Source organism: Acetobacterium wieringae (assembly GCF_001766835.1).
Taxonomy (GTDB): Bacteria; Bacillota; Clostridia; order Eubacteriales; family Eubacteriaceae; genus Acetobacterium; species Acetobacterium wieringae.
Map to the genome: position 1 here is coordinate 46,878 of NZ_LKEU01000014.1, position 24,995 is coordinate 71,872.

General features: G+C 44.5%; 20 protein-coding genes. 17 read left to right on the forward strand and 3 right to left on the reverse strand.

Features of this window, described 5'->3' with window-relative positions; genetic code table 11:
• Nucleotides 1-42 precede the first annotated feature (42 nt).
• Nucleotides 43-882: a putative ABC transporter permease gene (locus tag ACWI_RS03075; protein WP_070369964.1), complete on the reverse strand. Its 840-nt coding sequence runs from the start codon at nucleotides 880-882 to the stop codon at nucleotides 43-45.
• A 220-nt stretch (nucleotides 883-1,102) separates the two neighbouring features.
• Between ACWI_RS03075 and ACWI_RS03080 the strand changes: the two genes are divergently transcribed.
• Both ACWI_RS03080 and ACWI_RS03085 read left to right on the forward strand, forming a co-directional pair.
• Nucleotides 1,103-1,693: a secondary thiamine-phosphate synthase enzyme YjbQ gene (locus tag ACWI_RS03080; protein WP_070369965.1), complete on the forward strand. Its 591-nt coding sequence runs from the start codon at nucleotides 1,103-1,105 to the stop codon at nucleotides 1,691-1,693.
• Nucleotides 1,694-1,739: 46 nt separating this feature from the next.
• Complete coding sequence (locus ACWI_RS03085; RefSeq protein ID WP_175440885.1) at nucleotides 1,740-4,298, forward strand: MrcB family domain-containing protein; 2,559 nt, start codon at nucleotides 1,740-1,742, stop codon at nucleotides 4,296-4,298.
• Between the two features lie 115 nt (nucleotides 4,299-4,413).
• Here the strand turns inward: ACWI_RS03085 and ACWI_RS03090 are convergent, their stop codons facing one another.
• Nucleotides 4,414-4,845, reverse strand: coding sequence for a CBS domain-containing protein (locus ACWI_RS03090; protein WP_070369967.1), 432 nt, complete (start codon nucleotides 4,843-4,845; stop codon nucleotides 4,414-4,416).
• Nucleotides 4,846-5,038: 193 nt separating this feature from the next.
• Between ACWI_RS03090 and cdaA the strand changes: the two genes are divergently transcribed.
• The 8 genes from cdaA to hydG all read left to right on the forward strand — a co-directional run bounded on the left by cdaA (nucleotide 5,039) and on the right by hydG (nucleotide 14,132).
• Nucleotides 5,039-5,887, forward strand: coding sequence for a diadenylate cyclase CdaA (gene cdaA / locus ACWI_RS03095; protein ID WP_070369968.1), 849 nt, complete (start codon nucleotides 5,039-5,041; stop codon nucleotides 5,885-5,887).
• Nucleotides 5,874-7,088: a CdaR family protein gene (locus ACWI_RS03100; RefSeq protein ID WP_242871566.1), complete on the forward strand. Its 1,215-nt coding sequence runs from the start codon at nucleotides 5,874-5,876 to the stop codon at nucleotides 7,086-7,088. Before cdaA ends, ACWI_RS03100 begins: the two co-directional genes overlap by 14 nt.
• Before the next feature lie 143 nt (nucleotides 7,089-7,231).
• Nucleotides 7,232-8,320 carry a 3-phosphoserine/phosphohydroxythreonine transaminase gene (serC, locus tag ACWI_RS03105; protein ID WP_070369969.1) on the forward strand — a complete coding sequence of 363 codons (1,089 nt, stop codon included), beginning with the start codon at nucleotides 7,232-7,234 and terminating at the stop codon, nucleotides 8,318-8,320.
• Between the two features lie 29 nt (nucleotides 8,321-8,349).
• Complete coding sequence (locus ACWI_RS03110; protein ID WP_070369970.1) at nucleotides 8,350-9,519, forward strand: phosphoglycerate dehydrogenase; 1,170 nt, start codon at nucleotides 8,350-8,352, stop codon at nucleotides 9,517-9,519.
• 70 nt (nucleotides 9,520-9,589) lie between these two features.
• Nucleotides 9,590-10,834: a DUF1015 domain-containing protein gene (locus ACWI_RS03115; RefSeq protein WP_070369971.1), complete on the forward strand. Its 1,245-nt coding sequence runs from the start codon at nucleotides 9,590-9,592 to the stop codon at nucleotides 10,832-10,834.
• Nucleotides 10,835-11,300: 466 nt separating this feature from the next.
• On the forward strand, nucleotides 11,301-11,579 hold the full coding sequence (locus tag ACWI_RS03120) for a TM1266 family iron-only hydrogenase system putative regulator (protein ID WP_070369972.1): 279 nt from the start codon (nucleotides 11,301-11,303) through the stop codon (nucleotides 11,577-11,579).
• Nucleotides 11,572-12,612, forward strand: coding sequence for a [FeFe] hydrogenase H-cluster radical SAM maturase HydE (gene hydE / locus ACWI_RS03125; RefSeq protein ID WP_070369973.1), 1,041 nt, complete (start codon nucleotides 11,572-11,574; stop codon nucleotides 12,610-12,612). Before ACWI_RS03120 ends, hydE begins: the two co-directional genes overlap by 8 nt.
• Before the next feature lie 101 nt (nucleotides 12,613-12,713).
• A complete protein-coding gene (gene hydG, locus ACWI_RS03130) occupies nucleotides 12,714-14,132 on the forward strand; it encodes a [FeFe] hydrogenase H-cluster radical SAM maturase HydG (RefSeq protein WP_070369974.1) in 1,419 nt (472 codons plus the stop codon).
• Between the two features lie 36 nt (nucleotides 14,133-14,168).
• Here hydG and cls read toward each other — a convergent pair whose 3' ends face one another.
• A complete protein-coding gene (cls, locus tag ACWI_RS03135) occupies nucleotides 14,169-15,632 on the reverse strand; it encodes a cardiolipin synthase (protein WP_070369975.1) in 1,464 nt (487 codons plus the stop codon).
• 488 nt (nucleotides 15,633-16,120) lie between these two features.
• On the opposite strand from cls, the gene hpf reads away from it, so the two are divergent.
• The 7 genes from hpf (at nucleotide 16,121) to ACWI_RS03170 (ending at nucleotide 24,975) form a co-directional block, all read left to right on the forward strand.
• Nucleotides 16,121-16,651 (forward strand): ribosome hibernation-promoting factor, HPF/YfiA family, encoded by a 531-nt coding sequence (gene hpf, locus ACWI_RS03140; RefSeq protein WP_070369976.1) that lies wholly within the window; start codon nucleotides 16,121-16,123, stop codon nucleotides 16,649-16,651.
• A 246-nt stretch (nucleotides 16,652-16,897) separates the two neighbouring features.
• Complete coding sequence (locus ACWI_RS03145) at nucleotides 16,898-18,583, forward strand: DUF5317 domain-containing protein (protein WP_070369977.1); 1,686 nt, start codon at nucleotides 16,898-16,900, stop codon at nucleotides 18,581-18,583.
• A 140-nt stretch (nucleotides 18,584-18,723) separates the two neighbouring features.
• Entirely contained in the window at nucleotides 18,724-21,234 is a 2,511-nt protein-coding gene (secA, locus tag ACWI_RS03150) for a preprotein translocase subunit SecA (protein WP_070369978.1), read from the forward strand.
• A gap of 30 nt (nucleotides 21,235-21,264) precedes the next feature.
• Nucleotides 21,265-22,357 (forward strand): peptide chain release factor 2 gene (gene prfB / locus ACWI_RS03155; RefSeq protein WP_228881371.1). Its coding sequence is split into 2 segments (ribosomal slippage): nucleotides 21,265-21,339 and nucleotides 21,341-22,357, totalling 1,092 coding nucleotides; the frame shifts between segments, so codons are not numbered across the junction.
• Nucleotides 22,358-22,673: 316 nt separating this feature from the next.
• Complete coding sequence (locus ACWI_RS03160; protein ID WP_070369979.1) at nucleotides 22,674-23,840, forward strand: homocysteine biosynthesis protein; 1,167 nt, start codon at nucleotides 22,674-22,676, stop codon at nucleotides 23,838-23,840.
• Nucleotides 23,837-24,241 carry an NIL domain-containing protein gene (locus ACWI_RS03165; protein ID WP_070369980.1) on the forward strand — a complete coding sequence of 135 codons (405 nt, stop codon included), beginning with the start codon at nucleotides 23,837-23,839 and terminating at the stop codon, nucleotides 24,239-24,241. Before ACWI_RS03160 ends, ACWI_RS03165 begins: the two co-directional genes overlap by 4 nt.
• Before the next feature lie 2 nt (nucleotides 24,242-24,243).
• Entirely contained in the window at nucleotides 24,244-24,975 is a 732-nt protein-coding gene (locus tag ACWI_RS03170) for a UPF0280 family protein (protein ID WP_070369981.1), read from the forward strand.
• Nucleotides 24,976-24,995: the final 20 nt, after the last annotated feature.

Genomic DNA, 24,995 nt, shown 5'->3' on the forward strand with positions numbered 1-24,995 from the left:
CTCTTACCTCCTTTGGTAAGAAATTAAAACTGCTATGCAAAACTAGTTTGCATCAATTTTTGTATGTTTGGCTTTGTTTTTCTCCATAAAGGCTTTATAGATTTCCAATGACGTTTGATGGTTTAGATGGGACATCTTGGGAAAAGCATTCATAATTCGGCGATGTGAATACCGATTGATGACTTTGTTTTCGCTGATGCGATTGGTTAGCGAGACGATCAGATGGTGGGCTGAATCCTTGGCTTCGGTCAAGGTTCCGTCTTTGAGATCCCGAACTTTGGCAGTCACTTCGTGAGCGGTGGTGATCCCTTTCTCTTTTAAATGATCTTTAAGTTCAGTGGTCGCTTCGTAAACACTGCCCAGTTTTTTGTTGAAGGAAACGGTTTCCCGGGTCGATTCCACCAGATCACTGACAAAGAAGACGGCTGCAATGGTGGCAATAACCTGAATCCAGAAAGCGGAGAAACTGTTAACTAGATCATTGACAATGGGATGAACCACGTACATTAAAATCACACACAACAGACCAAAAAGAAATGAATTGAGCAGACAGACGCGTCCATTGATGTTGAATTTATGGTCGGAGTAGTCCCACCATTTGGCATGAAAGAGTTTTTCCATTCCCCAACTGGTGACATATTCCAATGTACTGGTGAGAATAATGCCAATGAAAAAAACCAGAATCGGATCACTGACATAGGGCATCAGAAACATGATGATAATCAGTGCGCCAACTCCATAAATCGGACAATAGGGACCATTTAGAAAGCCCCGGTTAATAAATTTTTTTTCCGGGATGGAGCAGTACACGACTTCACACATCCAACCGATGATGGCATAAAGAAAAAAATAAACAAATAGCAGACTCAGATTATAATACATAAATGATTCCTCTCAAATTTTAGCTTTGAATCATTTTAACACATCAGTATGCGGTCATAAAGAAAAATCGTGAATAAAACGCCTTTTGACTCCTGTACTGCAAATATTTATCCAAGATGGGTGGATATGTTTTTGTTTTTTTAAAATGGATCGTTTATAATGGTTGATATACCCCAAATAATGACAAAGCAACCAAAAATCAATCAAACAGGGAGCATAAATGAAAAACAATAAAATTGAGATAACAAGAAGTGAACAACTCATCGACATTACCCCAGCGATTCGGGAATTTGTTGACCAGTCCCGATTAAACGATGGCTTTGTACAGATTCAGGTTCCCGAGCGAACCGCAGCAGTGATGATTTCCATTAATGATGACTGGCGGCTTGAACGGGAATTTTTTGATAAGTTGAACCATCTGATGCCTAAATATGACGGCATGAAGTTTACCGGTTGGACAACCGCCTGTGTTAAGGCTACGATTTTTGGACCATCGCTGCAGGTGATGGTTAACAGCGGAACGTTGATGCTGGATAAAAATCAGAGTATTTATTTTGTTGAATTCCAAGGGCCCGGTGAACGTCAGTATTTTATCAGCAGTTTTGGCACAACCCTGGCAGAACATGAGGAAGCGTCAATGCCGGAAGAACTGGCTTTAATTTTTGAGAAGCGTCAAGCTTATGAAGCAGAACAGCAACAGATTGCTGAAGAAATGCGCAACGAATGGCGTCTACGGGAAGCGAATCGGTTGAAACAGGAAGCCGAAAGCAGAGAAACAGTCGTCGCAGAAAACGATACCGATGGCGATTGATAAAAACACTTACCACAATGAGCAAGAATCGAGAAAGGCAGTAACAATGAGCTGGGAATTAACAGGATCGGATCAAATGATCAAAATGATGGAACTCGCAGACTTTAAAAGTACGGAAATGCTTGTTCCAGTTGAAATGATTGGTTTTTTTGGCAATGTCGGAGACCGATTGGCAATTATTTATCAGAATCGGGAATACCCGGCATACCTGGAAGCTGAAGACGGAAATACCATACTGAAATGGAGTAAGGTACTGATTCGCAAACTGGGTGAAACCTTTCCGGACTACGAGTCCTGGTTTCAGGGCGAGCAGCCGGATGTTTTTATACCAAGAATGGAACTGACAAAAAGCAACGATGCGTTTAGTCTGAGCTTAATAACTGGCGCTTCGGCCACAGCTTCTGATGCGGTCAAAGCGAGTGATGCGACCCAAAAGACCATCCCGGCAGGAGTAGGACTTCGGGAGTTGCTGTTAAAATGGATAGCCGGTTACCCCAACTATTATCCCCGGGATTTTCGTTTTTCCTTTAAGGATATCATCAACGAAGAAATTCCCAAGGTGATTGAAAGCCTTGAAGCGATCCAATCTGGCCATTATCAGGTTCGGGGCTTTGCCGGGGACACCCAGTGGGCGGAAATTCCCTGGGTTAAAGTGGTTGAAAAAAAAGATCAGCGGCTGGATCATGAGGATCTGTATCTGGCGTATATACTGGCGAAGGACAGTGGCAAACTCTATCTGGCGATTGTCTATGGTAAAGAAGGTTTGGGAATCCGAAGTCTTTCGGAGCAAGCCGCCAAATACCGGGAAAAGATTGAGACGGAAAATTTTAAAACCAGTCATCAGGAGGTTTTATTGGCCAGTGCCAGCCTGGTATCCGGGATTGTCTGTTATCGGGAATATAGCGAAACGGATATGCCTGAAGATGGGGTACTGGCAACAGAATTTGAAGCGTTCAGAAAAATGTATGAACAGTGTTTGATTAAGGATCGGGATGCGGATAAAACCTTAGTCAGTAATGAAACGATTGAAAAAATCAGCACCGAAACAGATTGTGGAGAAACCATTGAAACAGTGAGCGCCAGTCCGATAATGGAAGTAGAAGCGGATCCGAAAACGTTGGTGGAAGCGGCGAAGACAGTGGCAGAACCGCAACTAACCAAAACTGCCGCAGTGGTTGCAAAAGACCTGGATGCGAATCGTTCGGATGAAGTGATCGATAGCGACGACAGCTTGCTTTGTAACGCAGAGGATAACAGAGAACCACAGCCTGTCTTTCCTTCGCCCCCCCCGGACAAAGCAATGGAGACGGAAACGGTGGCGCCCTGCGAAAGCCGAAATCCAGCTGAAACCCCTTTTGATCAGGAAGCAGAGAGCGCCCAAAATGGTCAAATAATCAGTGGCAAAACCCAGAAAATTTGTGAGAAAGCCGAATTCGAGGAGGATCACGCGATCGCTTCGGATGCCAATAAAGCTACTCCAGTTGAAATGTTGACCCGGCCATTGGTCCGTTATCCGGCCCAAAATGATGAGCTCACTCCGGCGCTCCGGTTGGTTCAGGCAAAAATGGGAAATAGAGGCTATTACTATCCGGCTGAATTAATTAAGCGTTACTATCTGTCGATTAAGTCAAAACCCTTTGTGATGATTAAAGGCCGGGTGGGTAGTGGCAAAACAAGCTTTCCCCGACTTTTTGCCGAGGCAATTGGCGCTACTTCAGAAAACAGTCGATTTAAACGGCTATTGGTGGGGAAGAATTGGGATGATGATACGCACCTTTTTGGTCGTCTGGACAGCCGTGGTCACTTTATTCCTGGTCCGATTATGCTGATGTTAAAGGCCGCCAAAGAATACCCGGACAAACCCCATTTTTTTCTGCTTGATGAAATGGATCGGTCGCCGACAGCAGAGTATCTACGGCTGCTGTTGGAAGGGATCAATGGCAGCCAGGAGCCTTTTTTAAAACGGGAAGATTTTGGTTCTGATATTACGGCGTACCGGGAATACGGCAGTTTGAATTTTCCAGATAATCTTTATTTTATCGCCACCATCAATGAAGGCTTGGGTTATTTTCCGGTCCCAGACCGGGTTATTGACAGCGGCAATGTGATTGAGATGCCAGTCGTTGAAATTGGGGTTTTCCCGGATTATGGCAGTCCTGTCGGTGACAGCGACTGGGAGAACAGCGCTTTTAAAATCCATAGCCAGGCCAAGGGCTTGCCGGAAATTCTGGAGCGACTGATGAATTTACTAAAAGATCTCCAAACGCTGTTAATTGGGCATGATTGCCCGATGGGATATCGCGGCAAAAATGAAATCCTGGCTTTTGGAATTAACAGTGGAGCCGAGGGCTTGTTCACAGAAGAGGAGATCATTGACTTGGCCATTGTCCAACGGATTCTACCAGCACTGGCGCTTGATCCTAAAGCTGATCATGTCGTCTATCAGGAATTAGCCTGCTTTTTACTGGACGACGGGCTACGGGAAAAATGCCTGAATCTACCACTCGATCGTTTTATTGGCCACTATGAAGTGCTACTTAAAGACCAAGTCATTCCCTGCCCCAGAAGTGGTCAGGCGGTGGTAAAGTTACTAAAAACCAAATAGGGTCAACAAAAAAAGCCAATTAACAAAGTCTTTGTCCGGCATTTCTGTGGTCAGTATGGTCTGACTGGGGGACAAAAGATTAGTTAATTGGCTTGACTTATGAGCGGAAGGATAGTTAGCCAGCTTCCTGCTCAGCTACCTTATCTTCTAAGAAACTGATCAGTTCTTTGATCAGTTCCTGACGACGGAGGATGCCGATAAAAATACCCTGGTCATCGACTAGGGGAATAAAGTTCTGTTTGACTGCCAGCTCCACCAGATGTTCGTAGCTTTCATTGATTCGGGCCACTTCCAGATTAATTTTAAAATCAATATCTTTGATTTCAAAAGACTCCAAATCAATTTCGGGATGGGTGAGACTCAGTGACAGTACCCGGAGCAGATCACCCTCACTGATGGTTCCGACATACTGTCCTTTCTTGTTAATAACCGGTAAGGCGGTGTAATTGGTAATGACAAACATATTATAAGCTTGATTAAATGAATCAGTGTTGGTTAAAAAGACGGTTTCGCTTTTGGGCAATAAATAAAACAGATGGTTTTTCATGAAAATGATCTCCTTATTCTTAAAAAAGATGGGAAGGTTTCAATTTAAAATTTATTTTAACATGTGTTTCACAAGTCTCCCTTAAAAAAATTCTTAATGATGATTGTAAAAATATGAAAAAAAACAAATTCTCTTTCACGAAATGGCCTTATTAGTGTATAATTAATAGCAACGAATGAACGAGGGAACTAAAATGGAAGAGTTTTTGTTATATATTCAATCGAGAATCACCGTAGCCAGTATCATTGAGATCGTCATTATTTCCTTTATTGTCTATCGGCTATTGATGTGGATTCGGGGCACTCAGGCTGAACAGGTTTTTAAAGGCTTGATCGTGTTGCTTTTTTTGGCGCCCATCAGTGAATGGTTGGGTTTCACCACTCTGAATCTGATTATCACCAGCGTTTTTACCTGGGCGTTTATTTTTATTGTCGTGGTATTTCAGCCGGAATTCCGTTCAGCTCTCGAACAACTGGGGAATTATCGAATTTTTAAAGAGATGATGAAAAAGCCCTCAATGGATTTTCTGGAAGACGATGTGGATAAAATCATCAAAGCCGTGGGAAAACTGGCCTGCGAGCGAACTGGAGCTCTAATTGTACTGGAGAAAGATACCGGGCTTAATAATATTGTTAAAACGGGCACGGAGCTGGATTCAGACATCAGCAGTGAATTACTGGAAAATATTTTCACCCCCAATCGACCCCTTCATGACGGAGCGGTGATTATTAAGCTTTGGTCCAGACAAATCCGAGCGGCTGGTTGCTTGCTGCCACTTTCGGACAATCGTGATTTAAGCAGTGAATTGGGAACCCGCCATCGGGCGGGGTTGGGAATGACTGAAAAATCCGATGCCCTGGTCATCATTGTATCGGAAGAAACCGGTCAAGTTTCCTATGCCTCAAAGGGTACCTTGTTTCAGGACATCATGATTGAGGTGCTCAAACAAATTATCATGGAAAACTATACCGTAAATGAGGATGGTAACACCGATAGCGGGTGGATTGGCAAACTTTGGGGGCGATTAGATGGCAGCAAATAAAAAGAAAATTTCGTTTCGTGAACGACTGATTCGAATGCTTGCATCCGTTGGTATTGCGATTACGCTTTGGTTTATGGTCAATGGGAATGCGGATATGCTGATTACCCAGGATTTTAACAGTATCCCGATAACCTTGACCAATGTTGAATCGTTGTCCGGAAAAAATCTGGTTCTGGCCGATGATAAAACCTATTATCTGAATATGCAGGTCAAGGGGACGGACAAGAATCTAAGAAATGTTAACATGAAAGAAATAACCGCCGAAGTTGATCTTGGGGATATCGATGAGAAGGGAACCTACGATCTGGATGTAGAGGTTAAGGGACTGGCCAACTCGGTGATAATCACCAGTATGAATCCTTCCAGCCTTCAGATTGATGTGGATAATATTATCAAAGAAGATATGGATGTGGATATTGGTCTGGAAGGGAAACCCGCCGATGATCTGGCGGTGATCTCGGCCGAGTCTCAGGAAACCGTGGAAGTAAAAGGTCCACAGGAGTCCATCGCCCGGATTGATAAAATTACGGCAACGGCCAATGTCAATGGGTTAAAAGAGGATACTACGCAAAATCTGGAAGTAACTGCTTATGATACTGCCGGAAATCCGATTACCGATTTGGAGATCCTACCCAATGTGGTGGAAGCGGAAATCATCCTTGGCAAAACAAAATCAATTGGGATTGTTCCATCCACAACCGGAGACCCAGCCAGCGGATATATTGTCACGGGTGTTCAGGTTGAGCCCTCCAAGGTGCTAATTGGAGCCAAGGAAGGTCTGCTCAATACCATTGAGACGATTCCGATGGATGCCATTGATGTATCAGGACAGTCCAAAACATTTACCAAAGATGTTAATCTGTCGCTGCCGTCAGGATTTTATTTCCTCGATGGTAGCGGAAAAGTCAAGGCGACAGTGTCCATTGAAACGCCGGTGGAGAAAAGCTTTACCATCGATAAAGTGAGTACTAAAAATCTGGGAACTGGTCTGGTTACGTCTAAGATCAAGGATTCTCGAGTGGTGGTTAAATTAGAAGGTGCCAGCAGCATTTTAAACAGTTTAAATGCAGCTCAGATTGAAGCCTTTGTTGATTGTGCCAACTTGGGTCCAGGGGAATATGAATTGCCGATTCAGACGAATTTATCCCAGTCTTTGGTCAAATCGATTACGCCAGCAAAGACAACAGTAATAATTGAATAAAAAAATTTGGTAAACAATAATTTTTACATAAAATTTAATACAAAATCTTGCATTTGACAAACTTTTAACATATAATAGCAGGAAGTAATTTTTTCAGAGAATTACATTCACACCAAAAACACTATTTAAGGAGGAAATTAAAAGTGAAAAGAGTTTATAATTTTTCAGCTGGACCATCTTGTTTACCACTCGAAGTCCTGGAAAAAGCTGGGTCTGAAATGGTATCCTATGGAGATGCAGGCATGTCCGTAATGGAGATGAGTCATCGATCATCCTATTTTGATGATATTCTGCAAGCTGCCAAAAGTCTTTACCGGGAACTGATGAATGTTCCAGAGAATTATGAGATTCTGTTTTTACAAGGTGGAGCATCAACTCAGTTTGCCATGGTTCCCTTGAATCTTTATTCAAAAACCAATAAAGCCGATTTTATGATTACCGGCAGTTGGGCAAAAAAGGCTTATCAGGAGTCAGCCCGTTATGGAGAAGCAAAGGTTATTGCGTCATCCCAGGATCAAACCTTTTCCTACATCCCCAAGGTGGATCCCAAGGATTTTACACCCGATGCTGATTTCTTCCATATTTGCGTAAATAACACCATCTACGGAACGCGATTTAAACCTGAAAATATTCCTGATACTGGAAATGTGCCACTGGTTGGGGACATGTCGTCAAATATCTTATCTGAAGTCTATGACGTTTCTAAATTTGGCCTGATTTATGCGGGCGCTCAGAAAAACATGGGACCTGCTGGTGTAACGGTCGTGATCATTCGTAAAGATTTACTGGGTCATGCCAAAGATTTCACCCCTACCATGCTGGATTATAAAATTCATGCGGATAACGATTCTTGCTACAATACCCCACCTTGCTACAGTATTTATATCTGTAAACTAGTTTTTGAATGGGTTAAAGCCAATGGCGGCGTTGCTGGAATGGAAGCAGTCAACAAAGAAAAGGCTCAAAAACTATATGACTTCATTGATAACAGTAAACTGTACAAGGGCACCGTTGTGCCGGAAGACCGTTCCCTCATGAATGTACCGTTTATTACCGGATCTGACGAATTAGATGCGCTATTCGTTAAGGAAAGTAAAAAAGCCGGAATGGAAAACCTCAAAGGTCACCGCAGCGTTGGTGGGATGCGAGCCAGCATTTATAATGCCATGCCGATGGCAGGGATTGATACCCTGATCGAATTCATGCAGAAATTTGAAAAAGAAAACGCCTAGGCGTTTTCGCTAAGAAAGGAAACACGACAGTGAATTATAAAGTTCAGACCCTCAATAACATTTCAAAAAAAGGGCTAAAATTATTAGGTGAAAATTATACGGTTTTAGATCAACCGGAGAATCCCGATGCAATTTTACTGCGAAGCTTTAAAATGCACGATATGGATATTCCAGCATCCGTTAAATTTGTTGGTCGGGCTGGTGCCGGGGTCAACAACATTCCCCTGGATAAATGTTCCGAACAGGGCATTGTTGTCTGCAACTCACCGGGTGCCAATGCCAATGCGGTAAAGGAACTGGTGATCGCCGGGATGCTGATCTCATCACGTAAGGTAGTTGACGGGATCGCCTGGTCAAATACCCTGGCTGATAAGGGTGATGAAGTTCCTGCTCTGGTAGAAAAGGGTAAGGGCGCTTTTGGTGGGCCGGAACTTTACGGCAAAAAAATGGGTGTCATCGGTCTTGGGGCCATTGGTGTCCTTGTTGCCAACATGGCTGTTGATTTTGGGATGAAGGTTTATGGTTTTGACCCCTTCATTTCGATTGACAATGCCTGGGGTTTAAGCCGCAAAGTAAAACGTGCCGTCAGTAAAGAAGAAATCTTTAAAAACTGTGATTACATTTCACTGCATATTCCTTATATGGATGAAACCAAAGATTACGTCAATGCTGATTTATTAAAAGATACCAAAGAAGGACTGCGACTACTCAACTTTGCCCGGGGCGGACTGGTTAACTACGATGCCCTGGAAAATGCCATTGAAGAAGGTATCATCGCCACCTACATTACCGACTTCCCCAACGAACGTTTGCTGAAAATGAAAAACGTCATTAATATTCCTCACTTGGGGGCATCAACCCCGGAGAGTGAAGAGAACTGTGCCGAAATGGCCATTCATTCGTTAAAAGAGTATTTGGAAAATGGTAATATCATCAATTCGGTCAATTATCCGGATTGCAACATGGGCGTTTGCGAAGCTGAAAACCGCATCACCGTGAATCACGCCAATGTGCCCAACATGTTGGGACAGATCACTAAGATTTTGGCTGACCATGATCTTAATATTGCCGTGATGACCAATAAAAACCGAGGAGCCTGGGCTTACACCATGATCGACGTTGACAGCAATGTTGGCGAAGACGTGAAAACAGCCTTAAAAGCCATTAAAGGGGTTACCCGAGTACGGATTTTAAAATAATTACAATACGACAAAGAAGTGGTCTTCGTTCATCTGAAGCCACTTCTTTATTTAAAAATAGGAGGAAATAATGGCAACAATCAAGCCCTTTAAAGCGGTGCGTCCGCTGCCGGAAAAAGCGCAGGATGTGGCAGCCCTGCCTTATGATGTCTATAACCGTGAGGAAGCGGCCATTGCCGCCCGTGGCAAACTGGATTCTTTTTTACGGGTTGACCGACCCGAAACGACCCTGGATCCTCGGATTAAAATCAATGACCCCTTTGTTTATGAAACCGCCAGAAAAAACCTGGAAAAATTGTTTCATCGCAAGGCTCTGACCCAGGACACCCAGGATTGCTTGTATATTTATGAGCTGATTATGGATGGCCGCAGCCAGGTGGGACTGGTCGTCTGTACGGCCATCGATGAATATCTTGATAATACCATCAAAAAACACGAACTGACCCGGGCCGATAAAGAAGAAGACCGAATCAAACACGTCGACGCCTGCAATGCCAATACCGGACCGATTTTTTTGACCTACCGGGCTCAGGACGCCATTAACGCCATGATCGACGCTTGGCGAAATGAACATCAGCCAGTCTATGACTTTGTCGCCGATGATGGGATTACCCACCGGGCCTGGGTGGTTGATGATGAGACCGTGATTACCGGCCTGGTCGAAAAATTTAGTCAGGTTCAGAATCTTTATATTGCCGATGGTCATCACCGTTCGGCTTCCGCTGTTAAGGTTGGCCTGATGCGTCGGGAAGCAAACCCCAATTATACCGGTGATGAGGAATTCAACTACTTCCTGTCGGTACTATTTCCTGATGAACAGCTGTACATCATGGACTACAACCGGGTCGTCAAGGATCTTAATGGACTCAGCGTTGAGGAATTTATCAGTGCCTTGTCAGAAAAATTCGAGGTGACACCAAAAGATGGCGAACCCGTGAATCCACCGCAAAAAGGCAGTTTTGGTTTGTTTGTGGATGGCAAATGGTATCTGCTGACGGTTAAAGAGGGGGTCTATGATCCCGCAGATCCGGTTAACTCACTGGACGTGGCGATTCTGCAAGACAATGTTCTGGTGCCAATTTTGGGCATTGGCGATATTCGAACCGATAAACGAATCGACTTTGTTGGGGGCATCCGGGGCTTAAAAGAACTGGAACGTCGGGCCAACGAAGACATGGTTCTGGCTTTTTCGATGTATCCCACTTCGATTGAAGAGCTGATGAACATTGCCGATGCCGATTTGCTGATGCCGCCAAAGTCTACCTGGTTTGAACCCAAATTAAGAAGCGGATTATTTATTCATAATCTTTACTAGTCAGTCATGAGCTAAACGAATTATTATAAAAGGCAATTGTTAACCGTGATCCAGCCGAAATCTTCGGAGAGGGTCGGGCGGGGAAAAATGATTGCCTTTTTTTGTTGTTTATTTACCAGCTACGGATGAGTCGAGACAAAATTTTCCCTGTGATTATGATTGAAGATTTAGATAATATATGATATCCTTTTCAACAACAGTGAACTGAAAGATGATGAAAAAACGGATTCTGACAGCAAACTGTAAATGTATTTAGTAAAATCAAAACAAAGTTATCGTACTGATGCCATCCGGGTTCGTCCCTAATGGAAAGGCGAGAGAATCATGTGTCATGTATCCAGTTCATTTTTAAGAACAATGAATGGGTTATTTGCGTGTTTCCCTGTGCCCTCTGGTACAGGGTTTTCTGTTTTTTTGAGGATGTTGTGGGTAGCTTGTCAAAAAGAAGGTGAACAAGGAGAACGAGATGGAGAAAAGAATTGGACTGATTGCGATTATTGTTGAAAAAAAAGATGCCGTGGAAAAACTGAACCAGGTACTTCATGATTATGGCGAGCATATTGTTGGAAGAATGGGTATCCCTTATCATCAGCGCAACGTATCGGTCATCAGTGTGGTGGTGGATGCATCCACCAATATCATCAGCTCGCTGTCCGGGAAGCTGGGAATGATCGAGGGAGTCAGTATTAAAACCGTTTATTCAAAACTACCGAAGGGTGAAGAAGTGGAAAACAATCATGAATAACATAACTGAAAAGCTGGAAAAAAAGCAGTTCCTGGAACGGGACGAATTTAAATGGCTACTGGAAAATAACACGCCGGAATTACGGGCGGATCTTTCAAACCGAGCTCAAAGAGTGTCAGGTGAAACCTTTGGTAAAGGGGTCTATGTCCGGGGACTGATTGAATTCAGTAATTATTGCAAAAATGATTGCTATTACTGCGGCATCCGCCGGGGCAACGAAGCAGCCCATCGCTATCGCTTAAGTGAGCAGGAAATTCTTGACTGTTGTGCTCTGGGATACGACTTAGGCTTTCGCACCTTTGTGCTGCAGGGCGGTGAAGATCCGGGATTTTCCGATGAACAGATGGCGGCACTGATCAAAAAAATCAGAGCGGGGTACCCGGACTGTGCGATTACCTTGTCGCTGGGAGAACGCCCTCGGGAAGTCTACGAAGCATTTTATGCCGCTGGGGCCAACCGCTATTTGCTCAGACACGAAACCGCCTCAGCGGAACATTATCGAAAACTCCACCCCCGGGAATTGTTGCTGGAAAACCGTAAGGCATGTCTCCAGGATCTCAAAGCAATCGGCTTTCAGGTTGGCACCGGCTTTATGGTCGGCTCGCCGCACCAAACTGTTGATAATCTGGTGGCAGATCTACTTTTTATTAAAGAACTAAACCCCCAGATGATCGGAATCGGGCCCTTCATCCCCCATCAGCATACCCCTTATAAGGATGCCAAGGCTGGTACCCTGGAAGAAACCCTGCTGCTGATTTCAATCTTACGTTTGATGCTACCTAAGGCCCTGATTCCTGCTACCACAGCCTTGGGAACAATTGATCCCAAGGGTCGTGAATTGGGAATTCTGGCCGGGGCTAATGTGGTTATGCCCAACTTGTCACCAGTGGCGGTTCGAAAAGACTACAGCCTTTATGACAATAAGATCTGTACTGGCGATGAAGCAGCCGAATGTCGAGTCTGTTTAAGTAAACGGATGGAAGGAATTGGCTATGAGATTTTAACCCACCGGGGGGATTACCCGCAAGAATAGAAATAATGACGGTTGATTTTGAAAGTGCCGTGAGCTTTACAACCATCGTTCGATGGAATAAATTTATACTTATGAAATAATAAAAACTTGAGGAGCGTAAAATGTATAATGTAATGTCAAAAAAAGCGGTTGAATTTATTGATGACCAGGAAATTCTGGACACCCTGGCCTATGCGGAAGCAAATAAAAGAAATGCTGTCCTGATTGATGAAATCATTGAAAAAGCAGGTACCTTTAAAGGGTTGACCCACCGGGAGGCAGCAGTGTTACTGGCCTGTGAGCTGGAAGAACAGAATAACCAGTTGGTTAAACTGGCGATGGCGATCAAAAACAAGTTTTATGGCAATCGCATTGTCATGTTTGCGCCCCTATATCTTTCCAATTATTGTGTCAATGGCTGCATCTATTGTCCTTATCATGCCAAAAATAAAAACATCAGCCGCAAGAAGCTGACCCAGGAGGAAATTGCCAAAGAGGTGATCGCCCTGCAGGACATGGGCCACAAGCGGCTGGCCCTGGAAGCGGGTGAAGATCCTAAAAATAATCCCCTGGAATACATTTTAGAAAGCATCAAAACCATTTACAGCATCAAACATAAAAATGGCGATATCCGCCGGGTCAATGTCAATATCGCTGCCACCACGGTAGATGACTACCGACAGTTAAAAGAAGCTGGCATCGGAACCTATATTTTATTCCAGGAAACTTATCACAAAGAAAATTATGAAATGCTCCACCCCACCGGCCCCAAAAGCGACTACGCCTGGCACACCGAAGCCATGGATCGGGCCATGGAAGGTGGCATCGATGATGTTGGAATTGGGGTGCTCTTCGGACTGAATATGTATCGCTATGATTTTGTAGGGATGCTGATGCATGCCGAGCATTTGGAAGCTGCCATGGGGGTTGGGCCGCACACCATCTCCGTGCCGCGGATCTGTCCGGCTGATGATATTGACACCAGTGATTTTTCCAATGCCATTTCTGATGAAATCTTTGAAAAAATTGTCACCGTACTGCGCATTGCTGTACCTTACACCGGGATGATTATCTCTACCCGGGAGTCGCAGGCTTCCCGGGAGCGGGTCTTAAAACTGGGAATTTCTCAGATCAGCGGGGGATCAAGTACCAGTGTCGGTGGTTATGATACACCCGAACCGGAAGACGAAAACTCCGCCCAATTTGAACTCAATGATACCCGGAAACTCGATGAAATTGTCAACTGGCTACTGGAAATGGGCCACATTCCCAGCTTCTGTACCGCCTGTTACCGGGAAGGCCGTACCGGCGACCGCTTTATGCAACTGGTCAAATCCGGTCAGATTGCCAACTGCTGTCAGCCCAATGCGATTATGACCCTCAAAGAATATCTGGAAGACTATGCTGCCCCGGAGACCAAATTAAATGGTGAAAAAACCATTGCCCGGGAGCTGGCATCAATTCCCAACGACAAGGTTCGCAGAATTGCTACTGACCATCTCACCGAACTGAATTCCGGTAAGCGGGATTTTAGATTCTAGTATGCAAAAGCCTCCCGGAAGGGAGGCTTTTGTGTTTTACAATAACGGGGAGAACAGCCGGGATATCGATTCTTTGATCTTGACCCGGCGGCTGCGGTTGCGATAGAGTTCCTTATTATAATAGGTGCATTTTTTAATATCTTCGACAAAGATGTTTTTAAGTTTGGTGGCAACCTTGCGGTCATAAATAAAGGCATTGGTTTCGAAATTCAGCCTGAAGCTGCGGATGTCAAAGTTACAGGAACCCACCGAACAGACCGAATCATCAACGACAATGGTTTTAGCATGAAGGAAGCCATTTTCATAAATAAATATTTTGGCCCCATATTCAATCAGCTCACCCACATAAGCCAGGGTGACCCAGTAAATAAAAATATGATCCGGCTTATTGGGAATCATAATTCGCACATCAATGCCGGATAATAGGGCGATTTTGAGAGCTTCCAGGATACTTTCGTCGGGCACAAAATAGGGTGACTGAATCAGGATATAATCCTCAGCGGTATTGATCATCCGCAGGAAACCCTGCTTAATCTGCTGGTTGATGTTGTCGGGACCGCTGGAGACAATTTGAATACCCGCCCCGGATTTTTGGGGAATGACGGGAAAATACTGATTGAGTTTGGTATCGTCAATGAGGAGCTCCTCATTGGAACTGGCCCGCCAGTCCAAAAGAAAACGATGCTGAAGTTCATAAGCCGCCGAACCGACCACTTTTAAATGGGTATCCCGCCAATAGCCCATTTTCTTCTCCAGACCCAGATATTCATTGCCGATGTTAAACCCACCGACAAAACCGGTGACACCGTCTATGATTACAACCTTGCGATGATTTCGGTAATTGACCCGGAGATTGAGCATTTTAAACCGGGATGGGAAAAAAATGCCAATTTTACCCCCGGCAGATTCGAAGGCTTCGAGAACCGTCCGAGGAAGATATCGGCCGCCCATGGCATCAAAAAGCAGCCGTACTTCGACACCTTCTAAGGCTTTCCGGGTCAGAATGTCGAATAGTTTAGCAGTCAGGGTATCATTTTTAATAATGTAGTATTCCACATGAATGGAGGATTGAGCCTCTTCCATGGCATGAAAGAGAGCATCAAATTTTTTATAGCCATCGGTAAAAATCTGAACCTCATTATTGTTGGTGTATAGGGATTCACTGACATTGAGATGGAATTCAATGGAATGTCGGTATTTCTCGATGGGACTATCCGGATCAATGGCAATAATACGGGACAGTGACCGTTGCTGTTGCCGTAGCAGTTGATGATACTGAATGTTCTCCGGGGTATTATAACGAAAAATTTTTCGTTTGGTTAAATTCTGGGAGAAGAGGATGTAAAATAAAAATCCTAAAATAGGAACCATCCATAAAAACAATAACCAGGCATAGGTGCTTTGCGGGTTCTTGCGTTCCAGAAAAATAATCGTGAAGGTCAGAGTAATATTTACAACAAAAACAATCGTTGAAAATATTGCGGCAATACCCAATAACATAAAAACCTCCGTAAGTATATTTCACCTATTATAGCATAAATGGCAACAAATGGAATAGTCCGGATTTTGAATGATTTGATTTTGCTTGACATTATTGTGATGGGGATCTTATAATAGACGTTGTCTCAGGTTTGTGGTTGAAAGTCGATGCCAGATGCAGGCGAAGCGATCCACGTAAGACAATTCAATAGCGAATTGTTGAGCATAGTGCGTCTTAGAAGTAAGTCCAGCCGGGTACACCGAGAGAAGGAGTTGTGATGCGAACACTGAGCTAAACTTCCAGCTGGCGAGTGTGGGGGAAAAGACCAGGTCAACTGAGGCAGCTTAAAAATGAATAACTTTATTTTAGATGATATTTTGTGACAAGAATTTGACACAAATGATTTTGACTAAAAGGGATTGGATTGGGTATAATAAGAATATACTTAAAAGCACTTCATGAGTGAGTGTAAACGAGTAAGGTTGACCTTTTGAAAGGAGTTGTCGTTATGAGATTCACAATTTACGGAAAAAATATGCATGTATCAGAAGGTTTAAAAGAAACATTAAAAAAGAAACTGGGGAAATTTGATCGTTACTTTGGTCAGGAAACTGAAGTGTACGCCACCTTCAGCAAAGAAAAAAATTACCAGATGCTGGAAGTAACCATTCCTGTGGGAAAAACCATTTTACGAGCTGAAGAAAGATCCGAGGATATGGTGACATCAATTGAAGATGTTGTCAATAAACTGGAAGGTCAGCTTAGAAAACATAAAACAAAATTACAGAAACGCAATCAGGATGAAGCAGCGAAGTTTAACTTAGAAGGGATCGAAGGACTCGAAGATGATGTGTTCCAACCCAAAGTCGTTCGAACCAAAAAATTTGCGGTCAAACCCATGAATGTTGATGAAGCAACCTTACAAATGGAATTGCTGGGACATGATTTCTTTGTATTTCTCAACGGTGATACGGACGATGTCAATGTTGTCTACATGAGAAAAGATGGAAATTACGGCTTGATCGAGCCAACTTTCTAAAATTTTTTAAGAAAAAACTGAAAAGAACGATAAGCACCCCTTGAATAATAGTTTTGAGGGGTGTTTTTGATGAAGTTGTTTTATGAATTCACTTTATTTTCAAATTTATACATTATTTAGGCATAAAGTTTTGACAGAACTTTTCTTTTGTTTTAAAATAGATCTATATGCATTAATATCTAAACATCGATAAAGATGAGAATACCTAAGAAATGATTATAAATAAATAGTGGGGTTAAAATAAATATGTTAATACTAATTGCAATTATTTTAGGTTTTTTAATTGGGAAAATTCGCAGGGGAAGTCTGCGTGGCTTCAAAGTCAGAAAAATTTCCCTGCTACCGGTAGGGATTTTAGGGATGGTGTTGCAGATTGCTTTGCATCTTTACATCTACACTGGCGGTATTTCGTTGGTTGAACCCTATCTGGAGATTGTCAATTTTGCCAGTTATATCCTGATATTAGTCATGCTGGTATTTAATCTGGATGATTTCTGGGTTATTCTGATGGCAGTGGGGATTACTTCGAATTTTGTTGTGATTTTTATTAATGGTGGGCACATGCCTGTTTCGCAGGGCGTAATTGATACGCTGCCAGCAGCTTTTGGCGAGCAAATCGTTCAGGGGTTGAGTCCTTTATACGCATTGATTCAACCGAATACGCTGTTATGGTTTTTGGGGATTAATTTACCGATTCCGGTGCCCTATGTGCCCCTGATCATGAGTCTTTACGGATCGGTGGCCGGTGTAACGGTTGGTACGATTGTAACTCTGATCGGTTTAATTGGTTTTATTCAATATGTGATGAATAAAAAAGCGTCCATCATGCAAGACGAGCGCAATGACCATGGTGAAGACGAAGGTATTTTTGGCGATGACGATGATTATGAAATCAGCGGGGTTTCGCTCCAGAACAGCTATCAGGAAGGTTATGACGAACCGGAAGATATTGACGATTATTATCGCGACATGGCGGCGACCGGAGGGATTCGTGGTGATCGGGATGAAAATGCCACGATCGCTATTCCTGCCGAAGGCTTTAGAAGTGCCGATAATAGCAGTGTTCAGGACAGCTTTGAAACCAGATTGATTCCGGCAGCTCTGGATGAGGTGGATTCAGGAATCGGAACGGAAACTGAAGAAATTGTCATCAGCAAGAGTGATACCCAGGAAACTCGGATCATGGAACCGGTGGATGATGGCAGTACCAAGATTATTAGCAATATCCAGGATGTTGGCACCTATGTTAAGGGCGAAAAAGAATTGGAAGCCGCTGATATGGAAGAAATTCTCAACAGTGAGGACGCTGGCTTTTTTACCAAAAAGTATTATGAAGAAAAACTGGCGGTTGAAAAAGAACGACTGATTCTGCAAATGCGGGAAATGGAACTGAACAAGGTGGCAAAATCCCTTAGTGATCCCGAGGGCGAACCCCATCCTGTACCGGAATCCGATTTGCGGATCGTGGAAAGCTTCAAACTCACCGATCTCGACCAGCCGTTTGTGTTACGGAGCGAAACCAGTACCTATGATAGTGGTGTAAAAAGTAAAGATGAAGACGATGTGGAGTTTTCTGAAGATGAGATGCTCAATGTCTGGCAACGCCTGAATCTGGAAGATGAAAAACGTAAAGCCGAACGGCGTAAACAACTGATGCGGGAAACCAGTAAGGAGGCAGAAACCCTGATCAGTGGTTCGCCCCGAGATGAGGTTGCCATTCCCTTAAAGGAAATCGAAGAGGTGACAGAACCAGTAGTGGGTCGGGTATACGACAGTACCAATGAAGACAAGGACAAATTGCTGGCCAATATGGATGATGACGAGCGCAAGAACTTTCAGGAAACCGTCGATGAACGAAAACGGGCTGGTTATGAACTGGTCGAACTGAAGTTGGACGGAAAAGATGTGGCTTTTTGGCGCAAGAAAAAATAAATGATAAATAGTTGCAAAACAAGGGGACTGTATCAAAAAATACAGTCCCTTTAAAATTATATAAGTTTCATTAAAGAGAGTATGCTATAATAAAGTTTAGTGTATAAATACAGCAAGAATGTTACAAAGGAGTGAAAAGATTGGGAATTTTAGATCAGATATTTGATAGTAATAGAAAAGAATTAAAACGGATGCAAAAAAAAGTTGACCAGATTCTGGAGCTGGACAGCCGCTATGCAGCCATGAGTGATGATGAATTAAAGGGCCAAACCCTTATATTTAAGGAACGACTGGCTCAGGGGGAAACCCTTGATGATTTGCTGGTCGAGGCCTTTGCCACCGTACGGGAAACTGGGGCCCGGGTTTTAGGCATGAAACACTTTCCGGTTCAGCTTTTGGGGGGGATGGCCCTTCACGAAGGCAATATTGCCGAAATGAAAACCGGGGAAGGTAAAACCCTGGTATCAACTCTGCCCGCCTACCTCAATGCCTTGGATGGCCGGGGGGTCTATATTGTTACGGTCAATGATTATCTGGCAAAACGTGACAGCGAATGGATGGGTAAGATCCACGAGTTTTTGGGACTCCAGGTGGGTCTGGTCGTTCATGGCCTGTCATTTCAGGAAAAGCAACACGCCTATGCCTGCGATATTACCTACGGCACTAATAACGAATTTGGCTTTGACTACCTGAGAGATAACATGGCCTCGGTGAAAGCCCAGCAGGTGCAGCGGGAACTTAACTATGCCATCATCGATGAAGTGGATAGCGTGCTGGTCGATGAAGCCAGAACGCCACTGATTATTTCCGGCAGCGGAGACAAAAGCACCAAACTGTACGCTTTGGCCAATAGCTTTGCGAAAAGCCTGAAGGCCGATGATTACATCAAAGATGAAAAAGCCAAATCGGTGATGTTGTCGGATGAAGGGGTGATTAAAGCTGAAAAGTATTTTAATCTCACCAATCTGGCCGATATGGAAAACATGGAGATTTCCCACCATATCAACCAGGCTCTCCATGCCAATACCCTGATGTTTAAAGATCGGGATTATGTGGTCAAGGATGGCGAAATTATTATCGTCGATGAGTTTACCGGTCGTTTGATGCCCGGACGCCGTTATTCCAACGGTCTACATCAGGCCATTGAAGCCAAGGAAAACGTTAAGGTCAACCGGGAATCCAAAACCCTGGCAACCGTTACCTTCCAGAACTATTTTAGAATGTTTAATAAGCTGTCTGGGATGACCGGGACGGCCAAAACCGAAGAAGACGAGTTCCAGACCATTTATAATCTCAATGTTTTATCGATTCCCACCAATAAACCGCTGATTCGTCAGGATCTCAACGACTTGATCTATAAAAGTGAACAAGGAAAGTTTCTGGCTGTCACTGAAGAAGTTAAGCGGCGACATGCCACCGGTCAGCCGATTCTGATCGGAACCATTTCGATTGAAAAGTCGGAACTGCTCAGTGGCTACTTAAAACGTTCTGGTGTTAAGCACAATGTCTTAAATGCCAAATTTCTGGAAAAAGAAGCTGAAATTGTCGCCAATGCCGGTCAAAAAGATGCCGTTACGATTTCGACCAATATGGCCGGTCGTGGAACCGATATCGTTTTGGGTGAAGGGGTCAGAGAACTGGGCGGACTCCATATTCTTGGTACCGAACGTCACGAGAGTCGCCGGATTGATAACCAGCTTCGTGGTCGGGCCGGTCGTCAGGGAGATCCCGGTTCTTCGCAATTCTTTGTTTCGTTAGAAGATGATCTGATGCGGGTATTCGGATCAGAAAAAATTCAGGGTCTGGTTGAATCGATTGGTCTGGATGAAGAAACGCCGATCGAAAATAAAATGCTGACCCGGGGTATCGAGAATTCCCAGAAACGGGTGGAAGGTCGCAACTTTGACATCCGGAAACATGTGCTTCAATATGATAATGTCATGAATCGCCAACGGGAGCTGATCTATGAACAGCGGCAGCAGGTTATTGATGGCAAAGATATGGAAAGTGAAATCTGGAGCATGACCGAAACCCTGATCAATGCCTATGTCAGCATGTATACCGGCGATGGTCAGTATTATGACGATTGGGATCTGGAAGGGTTACACAAACATCTTGAGGCCAATGTTTTGCCGAAGGACACTTTCACTCTACCGGAAAAACCGGAAAGTACCGAAGTACTGGTGGAAGCGATTTTGGGTGAATGCCGCAAAGTGCTGGAAGATAAAAAAGAAAAGCTGGGTCTGGAACAGCTGCAGAATATTGAGCGGATGATTTTGTTAAGAAGTGTCGATTCTGCCTGGATGGAACATATTGACAACATGGAGCAGTTGAAACAGGGGATCGGACTGCGGGCCTATGGACAGAATGATCCGGTTAAAGAATACACCAAAGAGGGATTTGATCTGTTTGACGATATGATCATGCGGATTCAGGAAGATACGGTTAAATACTTATTCAATTTGAATATACAGGTGGTTCCGGCGGAAGAAGCACAGGCAAAATCGGTGGATTTCAGTCAGATGAAGACCAACGAAAATGAAATTGAAGGAAAACCGAGCGGACCGGCCAGCGCTCAAAACAAGGTTGGCCGCAACGATCTTTGTCCCTGTGGCAGCGGGAAAAAGTATAAGAAATGTTGTGGCGCATAAAAAAGTTGAAAAAGAAGGGGTGTGATGGCGATGATCGATTTGTATGAGGAAAAACAAATCATCAATGCAATGGCGACTAAACTGAAGGAAATGGGGAATTCACTTTGACTTGCCACGGCTTGTCAATGAAATGGAGGCCTTAGAAAAAAAAACTGAGGATCCGGAATTCTGGAATGATCAGAAAAGTGCACAAATTGTTTTAAAAGAACTAAAAATTATTAAAATCAAGGTGGATCATTATAATGCGCTGGCTGAAGCTCTGGATGATATCCAGGTGATGCTGGAGCTGGCCGAAGAGGGCGAACTGCTCGACGGCTTTAGTGAATCGATACGGGAACTCGATGAAAAACTGGATAATTTCCGGACCGAGACCCTGCTTTCCGGTGAATTTGACAGCAATAATGCCATTATTTCGCTGCATCCCGGGGCTGGCGGAACCGAGTCCCAGGATTGGGCTTCGATGCTACTGCGGATGTATACCCGTTGGGCCGAAAAGAAAGGGTATAAGGTTAAAACCCTGGATCTTCAGCCTGGCGATGTGGCTGGGATTAAAAGTGTCACCCTGCTGATTGAAGGGGTCAACGCTTACGGCTATTTAAAAACCGAGCGGGGAGTGCACCGGCTGGTGCGGATCTCTCCCTTTGATTCATCTGGCCGCCGACATACCTCGTTTGCATCCCTTGATGTGATGCCTGAGGTCGATGAATCGGTGGAAATAGAAATTCAACCCGACGAAATTCGGATTGACACTTTTCGCTCCAGCGGGGCCGGTGGCCAGCACGTTAATACCACTGATTCGGCGATACGGATTACCCATTTAAAAACCGGGATTGTGGTGCAGTGCCAAAACGAACGCTCCCAGCATCAGAACAAAGAGGTGGCCATGAACATGCTTAAAGGCAAGCTGGTGGAAATCATGGAGCAGGAAAAGATGGATCACATTGAAGATATTAAGGGTGACTACAGCCAGATTGCCTGGGGCAGCCAGATCCGTTCCTATGTCTTCCATCCATACAACATGGTCAAAGACCACCGCACCAATGTCGAGGTCGGGAATGTCGGTAGCGTCATGGATGGCGATCTGGACGGTTTTATGAATGCTTATCTCAATACGATGGTATAGAATAATTACGGAACTAATTTAAGAAGAATAGTAAATTGCGAAATATAAAAACATCGAACAATGATTGCTTTGAGTGCAGTTTCCACAACAAGAAGAAATCGCGATGCGAATTTCTTCTTGTTCGCGGGCAGTCGCCAACTACAAGTAAACTTGTGATTGGCTCATTGCCTTCACGAAAACAATTGTGTAACGTGTAGGCGAACAGTTCAGCGAACTGTCCGCCGTATAGTGTAACAATTGTTTCGTGCGAAACTGGGCGCAAAGCTCATGGCAGTTTTGCAATTACCTAATTTAAGAAGAATTGTTGGAGGGGAAAATGGCAAAGAGCTATCAGGAAATTAACGAAAAAATTGCCCGGGGCGAGGCGGTGGTTGTCACTGCCGAAGAAGTCATCGGGATTGTCAAAGAACGGGGCGTTAAAGAAGCCGCCGACTATGTGGATGTGGTCACCACCGCTACCTTCGGACCGATGTGTTCATCGGGGGCCTTTCTGAATTTTGGACATTCTGATCCGCCGATCCGAATGGGGGAGATCAGCCTAAATGGGGTTTCCGCCTATGGTGGTCTGGCAGCGGTGGACACCTATCTGGGGGCCACCCAGCCGTCAACAGACAAGGGTATTGAATATGGTGGGGCTCATGTGATTAGTGACCTGATCGCCGGAAAAGAAGTCCATCTGGTGGCAAAATCTCAGGGGACTGACTGTTACCCCAGAACCGAGCTGGATACCTGGGTCACACTGGAGGATTTAAATGAAGCTTACCTCTTTAATCCCAGAAATGTCTATCAGAATTACAATGCCGCCATTAATGGTTCCAGCCATCGGCTTTACACCTATATGGGAATTCTGCAGCCCAATATGGGAAATATTACCTATAGCACTGCCGGTGAATTAAGCCCCCTGCTTAATGACCCGTTGCTTAAGACCATTGGTATGGGTACCCGGATCTTTTTTGGCGGCGCTCAGGGCTATGTGTCCTGGATGGGTACCCAGTTTAATACCGCCTGTCCCCGGGATGAAAAGGGCTACCCCCAGACCCCCGGCGCAACCCTGGCCTTAATCGGAAATATGAAAGAAATGAATTCCAAATATATTCGTGGCGCTGTTTATGAAGGTTACGGCACCTCGATGTTTGTTGGCGTAGGGATCCCGATTCCGATACTCAATGAAGAAATAATGGCTTTTGTGGCGGTGGAGAATAAAGATCTGTACACCAATGTGATTGACTACAGTGTTCCTAAAAAAGCCAAGCCAGTTTTGAAAAAAGTTTCTTATGCTGAACTGAGAAGCGGATCGGTGGATATCAATGGCAAAAACATCAAGACGTCACCACTTTCCAGTCTGAAAATGGCCAGAGAAATTGCTGAAGAGTTGAACAATTGGATCAAAAAAGGTGAGTTTTTTCTGCAGGAACCGATTCAGAGCTTCCCGATGGGAAATTCCCTTAAGGGTCTGGAAATCAAGGAAGGAGAATCCCGATGATGACAAAAAAAATACTCTTGTCCTTTCCGCAGAAGGCTGCCGGTCAGCCGATGGCCATGGAACTGATCAAAACCTACCATCTGGATTTCAACATCCTTAAAGCCTTTATCGATGATAATATTAAAGGAACCCTGCTGCTTGAAATAAAAGGTGAAGAAGCCGATATTGAAGCCGGGATTGTCTATTTGCGTCAACATCAGATTGGGGTCAGAGACATCGAATCGGTGGTTGAGGTGGACCCTGACAAATGTGTTTCCTGTGGTGCCTGTACCGCAGTCTGCGCAGTCGGTGCCCTGGAAATGACGGCTGACTGGTCGCTGGTGCATCACGATGACAAATGTCTGGAGTGTATGCTGTGCGTTAAAGCCTGCCCGATGCGGGCCATCCACGCGCTGATCTGAGTATGCAATACCAACCCCGAACCTATCGAAAGATGATGAAAGCCGAGGATCTGGATTATTTCCAGGTCCTCGAATTTGAATCCGACCTTTTTATTGGTGTCGATCATGGCCGGAGTAGCCCGGAACTGATTGGGGCGGTACAGACTGAAGTACAGACCCTTCGCCAGACTATTTTTAACTACCATCGTAGCAATCCGGATTTTATTAAATCATTGTTGCCATTGCCGCTAAATTCTGCTGCCGCCCCGATTGTAGCCGATATGCTTCTAGCCGGAAAAATAGCCGGGGTAGGACCGATGGCAGCGGTAGCCGGTGCGGTCTCAAAATATATCGGAAAGATGCTCGAATCTCACACAACCGAGATGGTGGTGGAAAACGGCGGCGATCTTTTGATCCGGACCAAAAAAGTGCGACGGGTGGCGCTTCATACCACCAATTCCCAATTTGTCGATCTGGGTATCGCAATCAAACCCCGGGAAAAGGCCCTGGGGGTCTGTACCTCCTCTGGCGTGATGGGGCACTCCCTGAGCTTTGGCAAGGCCGATGCTGTCACTGTGATCAGCGAAGACATCCCACTGGCGGATGCAGTGGCAACCGCCCTGGGAAATCGCATCAAAAAACCGGAAGATGTGGAAAAAGGACTGGACTGGGTAAGAAATATAAAAGGAATCCTCGGCACCCTGATTATCATTGATGATCAATTGGGGGCCTGGGGTGAAATTGAACTATGCTAATACATGCAACCTGTCTAAAG

Bases quoted from the DNA above. Each gene is read 5' to 3' on its own strand.
- ACWI_RS03075 (WP_070369964.1), bottom strand. From the start codon at position 882: ATGTATTATAATCTGAGTCTGCTATTTGTTTATTTTTTTCTTTATGCC.
- ACWI_RS03080 (WP_070369965.1), top strand. From the start codon at position 1,103: ATGAAAAACAATAAAATTGAGATAACAAGAAGTGAACAACTCATCGAC.
- ACWI_RS03085 (WP_175440885.1), top strand. From the start codon at position 1,740: ATGAGCTGGGAATTAACAGGATCGGATCAAATGATCAAAATGATGGAA.
- ACWI_RS03090 (WP_070369967.1), bottom strand. From the start codon at position 4,845: ATGAAAAACCATCTGTTTTATTTATTGCCCAAAAGCGAAACCGTCTTT.
- cdaA (WP_070369968.1), top strand. From the start codon at position 5,039: ATGGAAGAGTTTTTGTTATATATTCAATCGAGAATCACCGTAGCCAGT.
- ACWI_RS03100 (WP_242871566.1), top strand. From the start codon at position 5,874: ATGGCAGCAAATAAAAAGAAAATTTCGTTTCGTGAACGACTGATTCGA.
- ACWI_RS03115 (WP_070369971.1), top strand. From the start codon at position 9,590: ATGGCAACAATCAAGCCCTTTAAAGCGGTGCGTCCGCTGCCGGAAAAA.
- ACWI_RS03120 (WP_070369972.1), top strand. From the start codon at position 11,301: ATGGAGAAAAGAATTGGACTGATTGCGATTATTGTTGAAAAAAAAGAT.
- hydE (WP_070369973.1), top strand. From the start codon at position 11,572: ATGAATAACATAACTGAAAAGCTGGAAAAAAAGCAGTTCCTGGAACGG.
- hydG (WP_070369974.1), top strand. From the start codon at position 12,714: ATGTATAATGTAATGTCAAAAAAAGCGGTTGAATTTATTGATGACCAG.
- cls (WP_070369975.1), bottom strand. From the start codon at position 15,632: ATGTTATTGGGTATTGCCGCAATATTTTCAACGATTGTTTTTGTTGTA.
- hpf (WP_070369976.1), top strand. From the start codon at position 16,121: ATGAGATTCACAATTTACGGAAAAAATATGCATGTATCAGAAGGTTTA.
- ACWI_RS03145 (WP_070369977.1), top strand. From the start codon at position 16,898: ATGTTAATACTAATTGCAATTATTTTAGGTTTTTTAATTGGGAAAATT.
- ACWI_RS03160 (WP_070369979.1), top strand. From the start codon at position 22,674: ATGGCAAAGAGCTATCAGGAAATTAACGAAAAAATTGCCCGGGGCGAG.
- ACWI_RS03165 (WP_070369980.1), top strand. From the start codon at position 23,837: ATGATGACAAAAAAAATACTCTTGTCCTTTCCGCAGAAGGCTGCCGGT.
- ACWI_RS03170 (WP_070369981.1), top strand. From the start codon at position 24,244: ATGCAATACCAACCCCGAACCTATCGAAAGATGATGAAAGCCGAGGAT.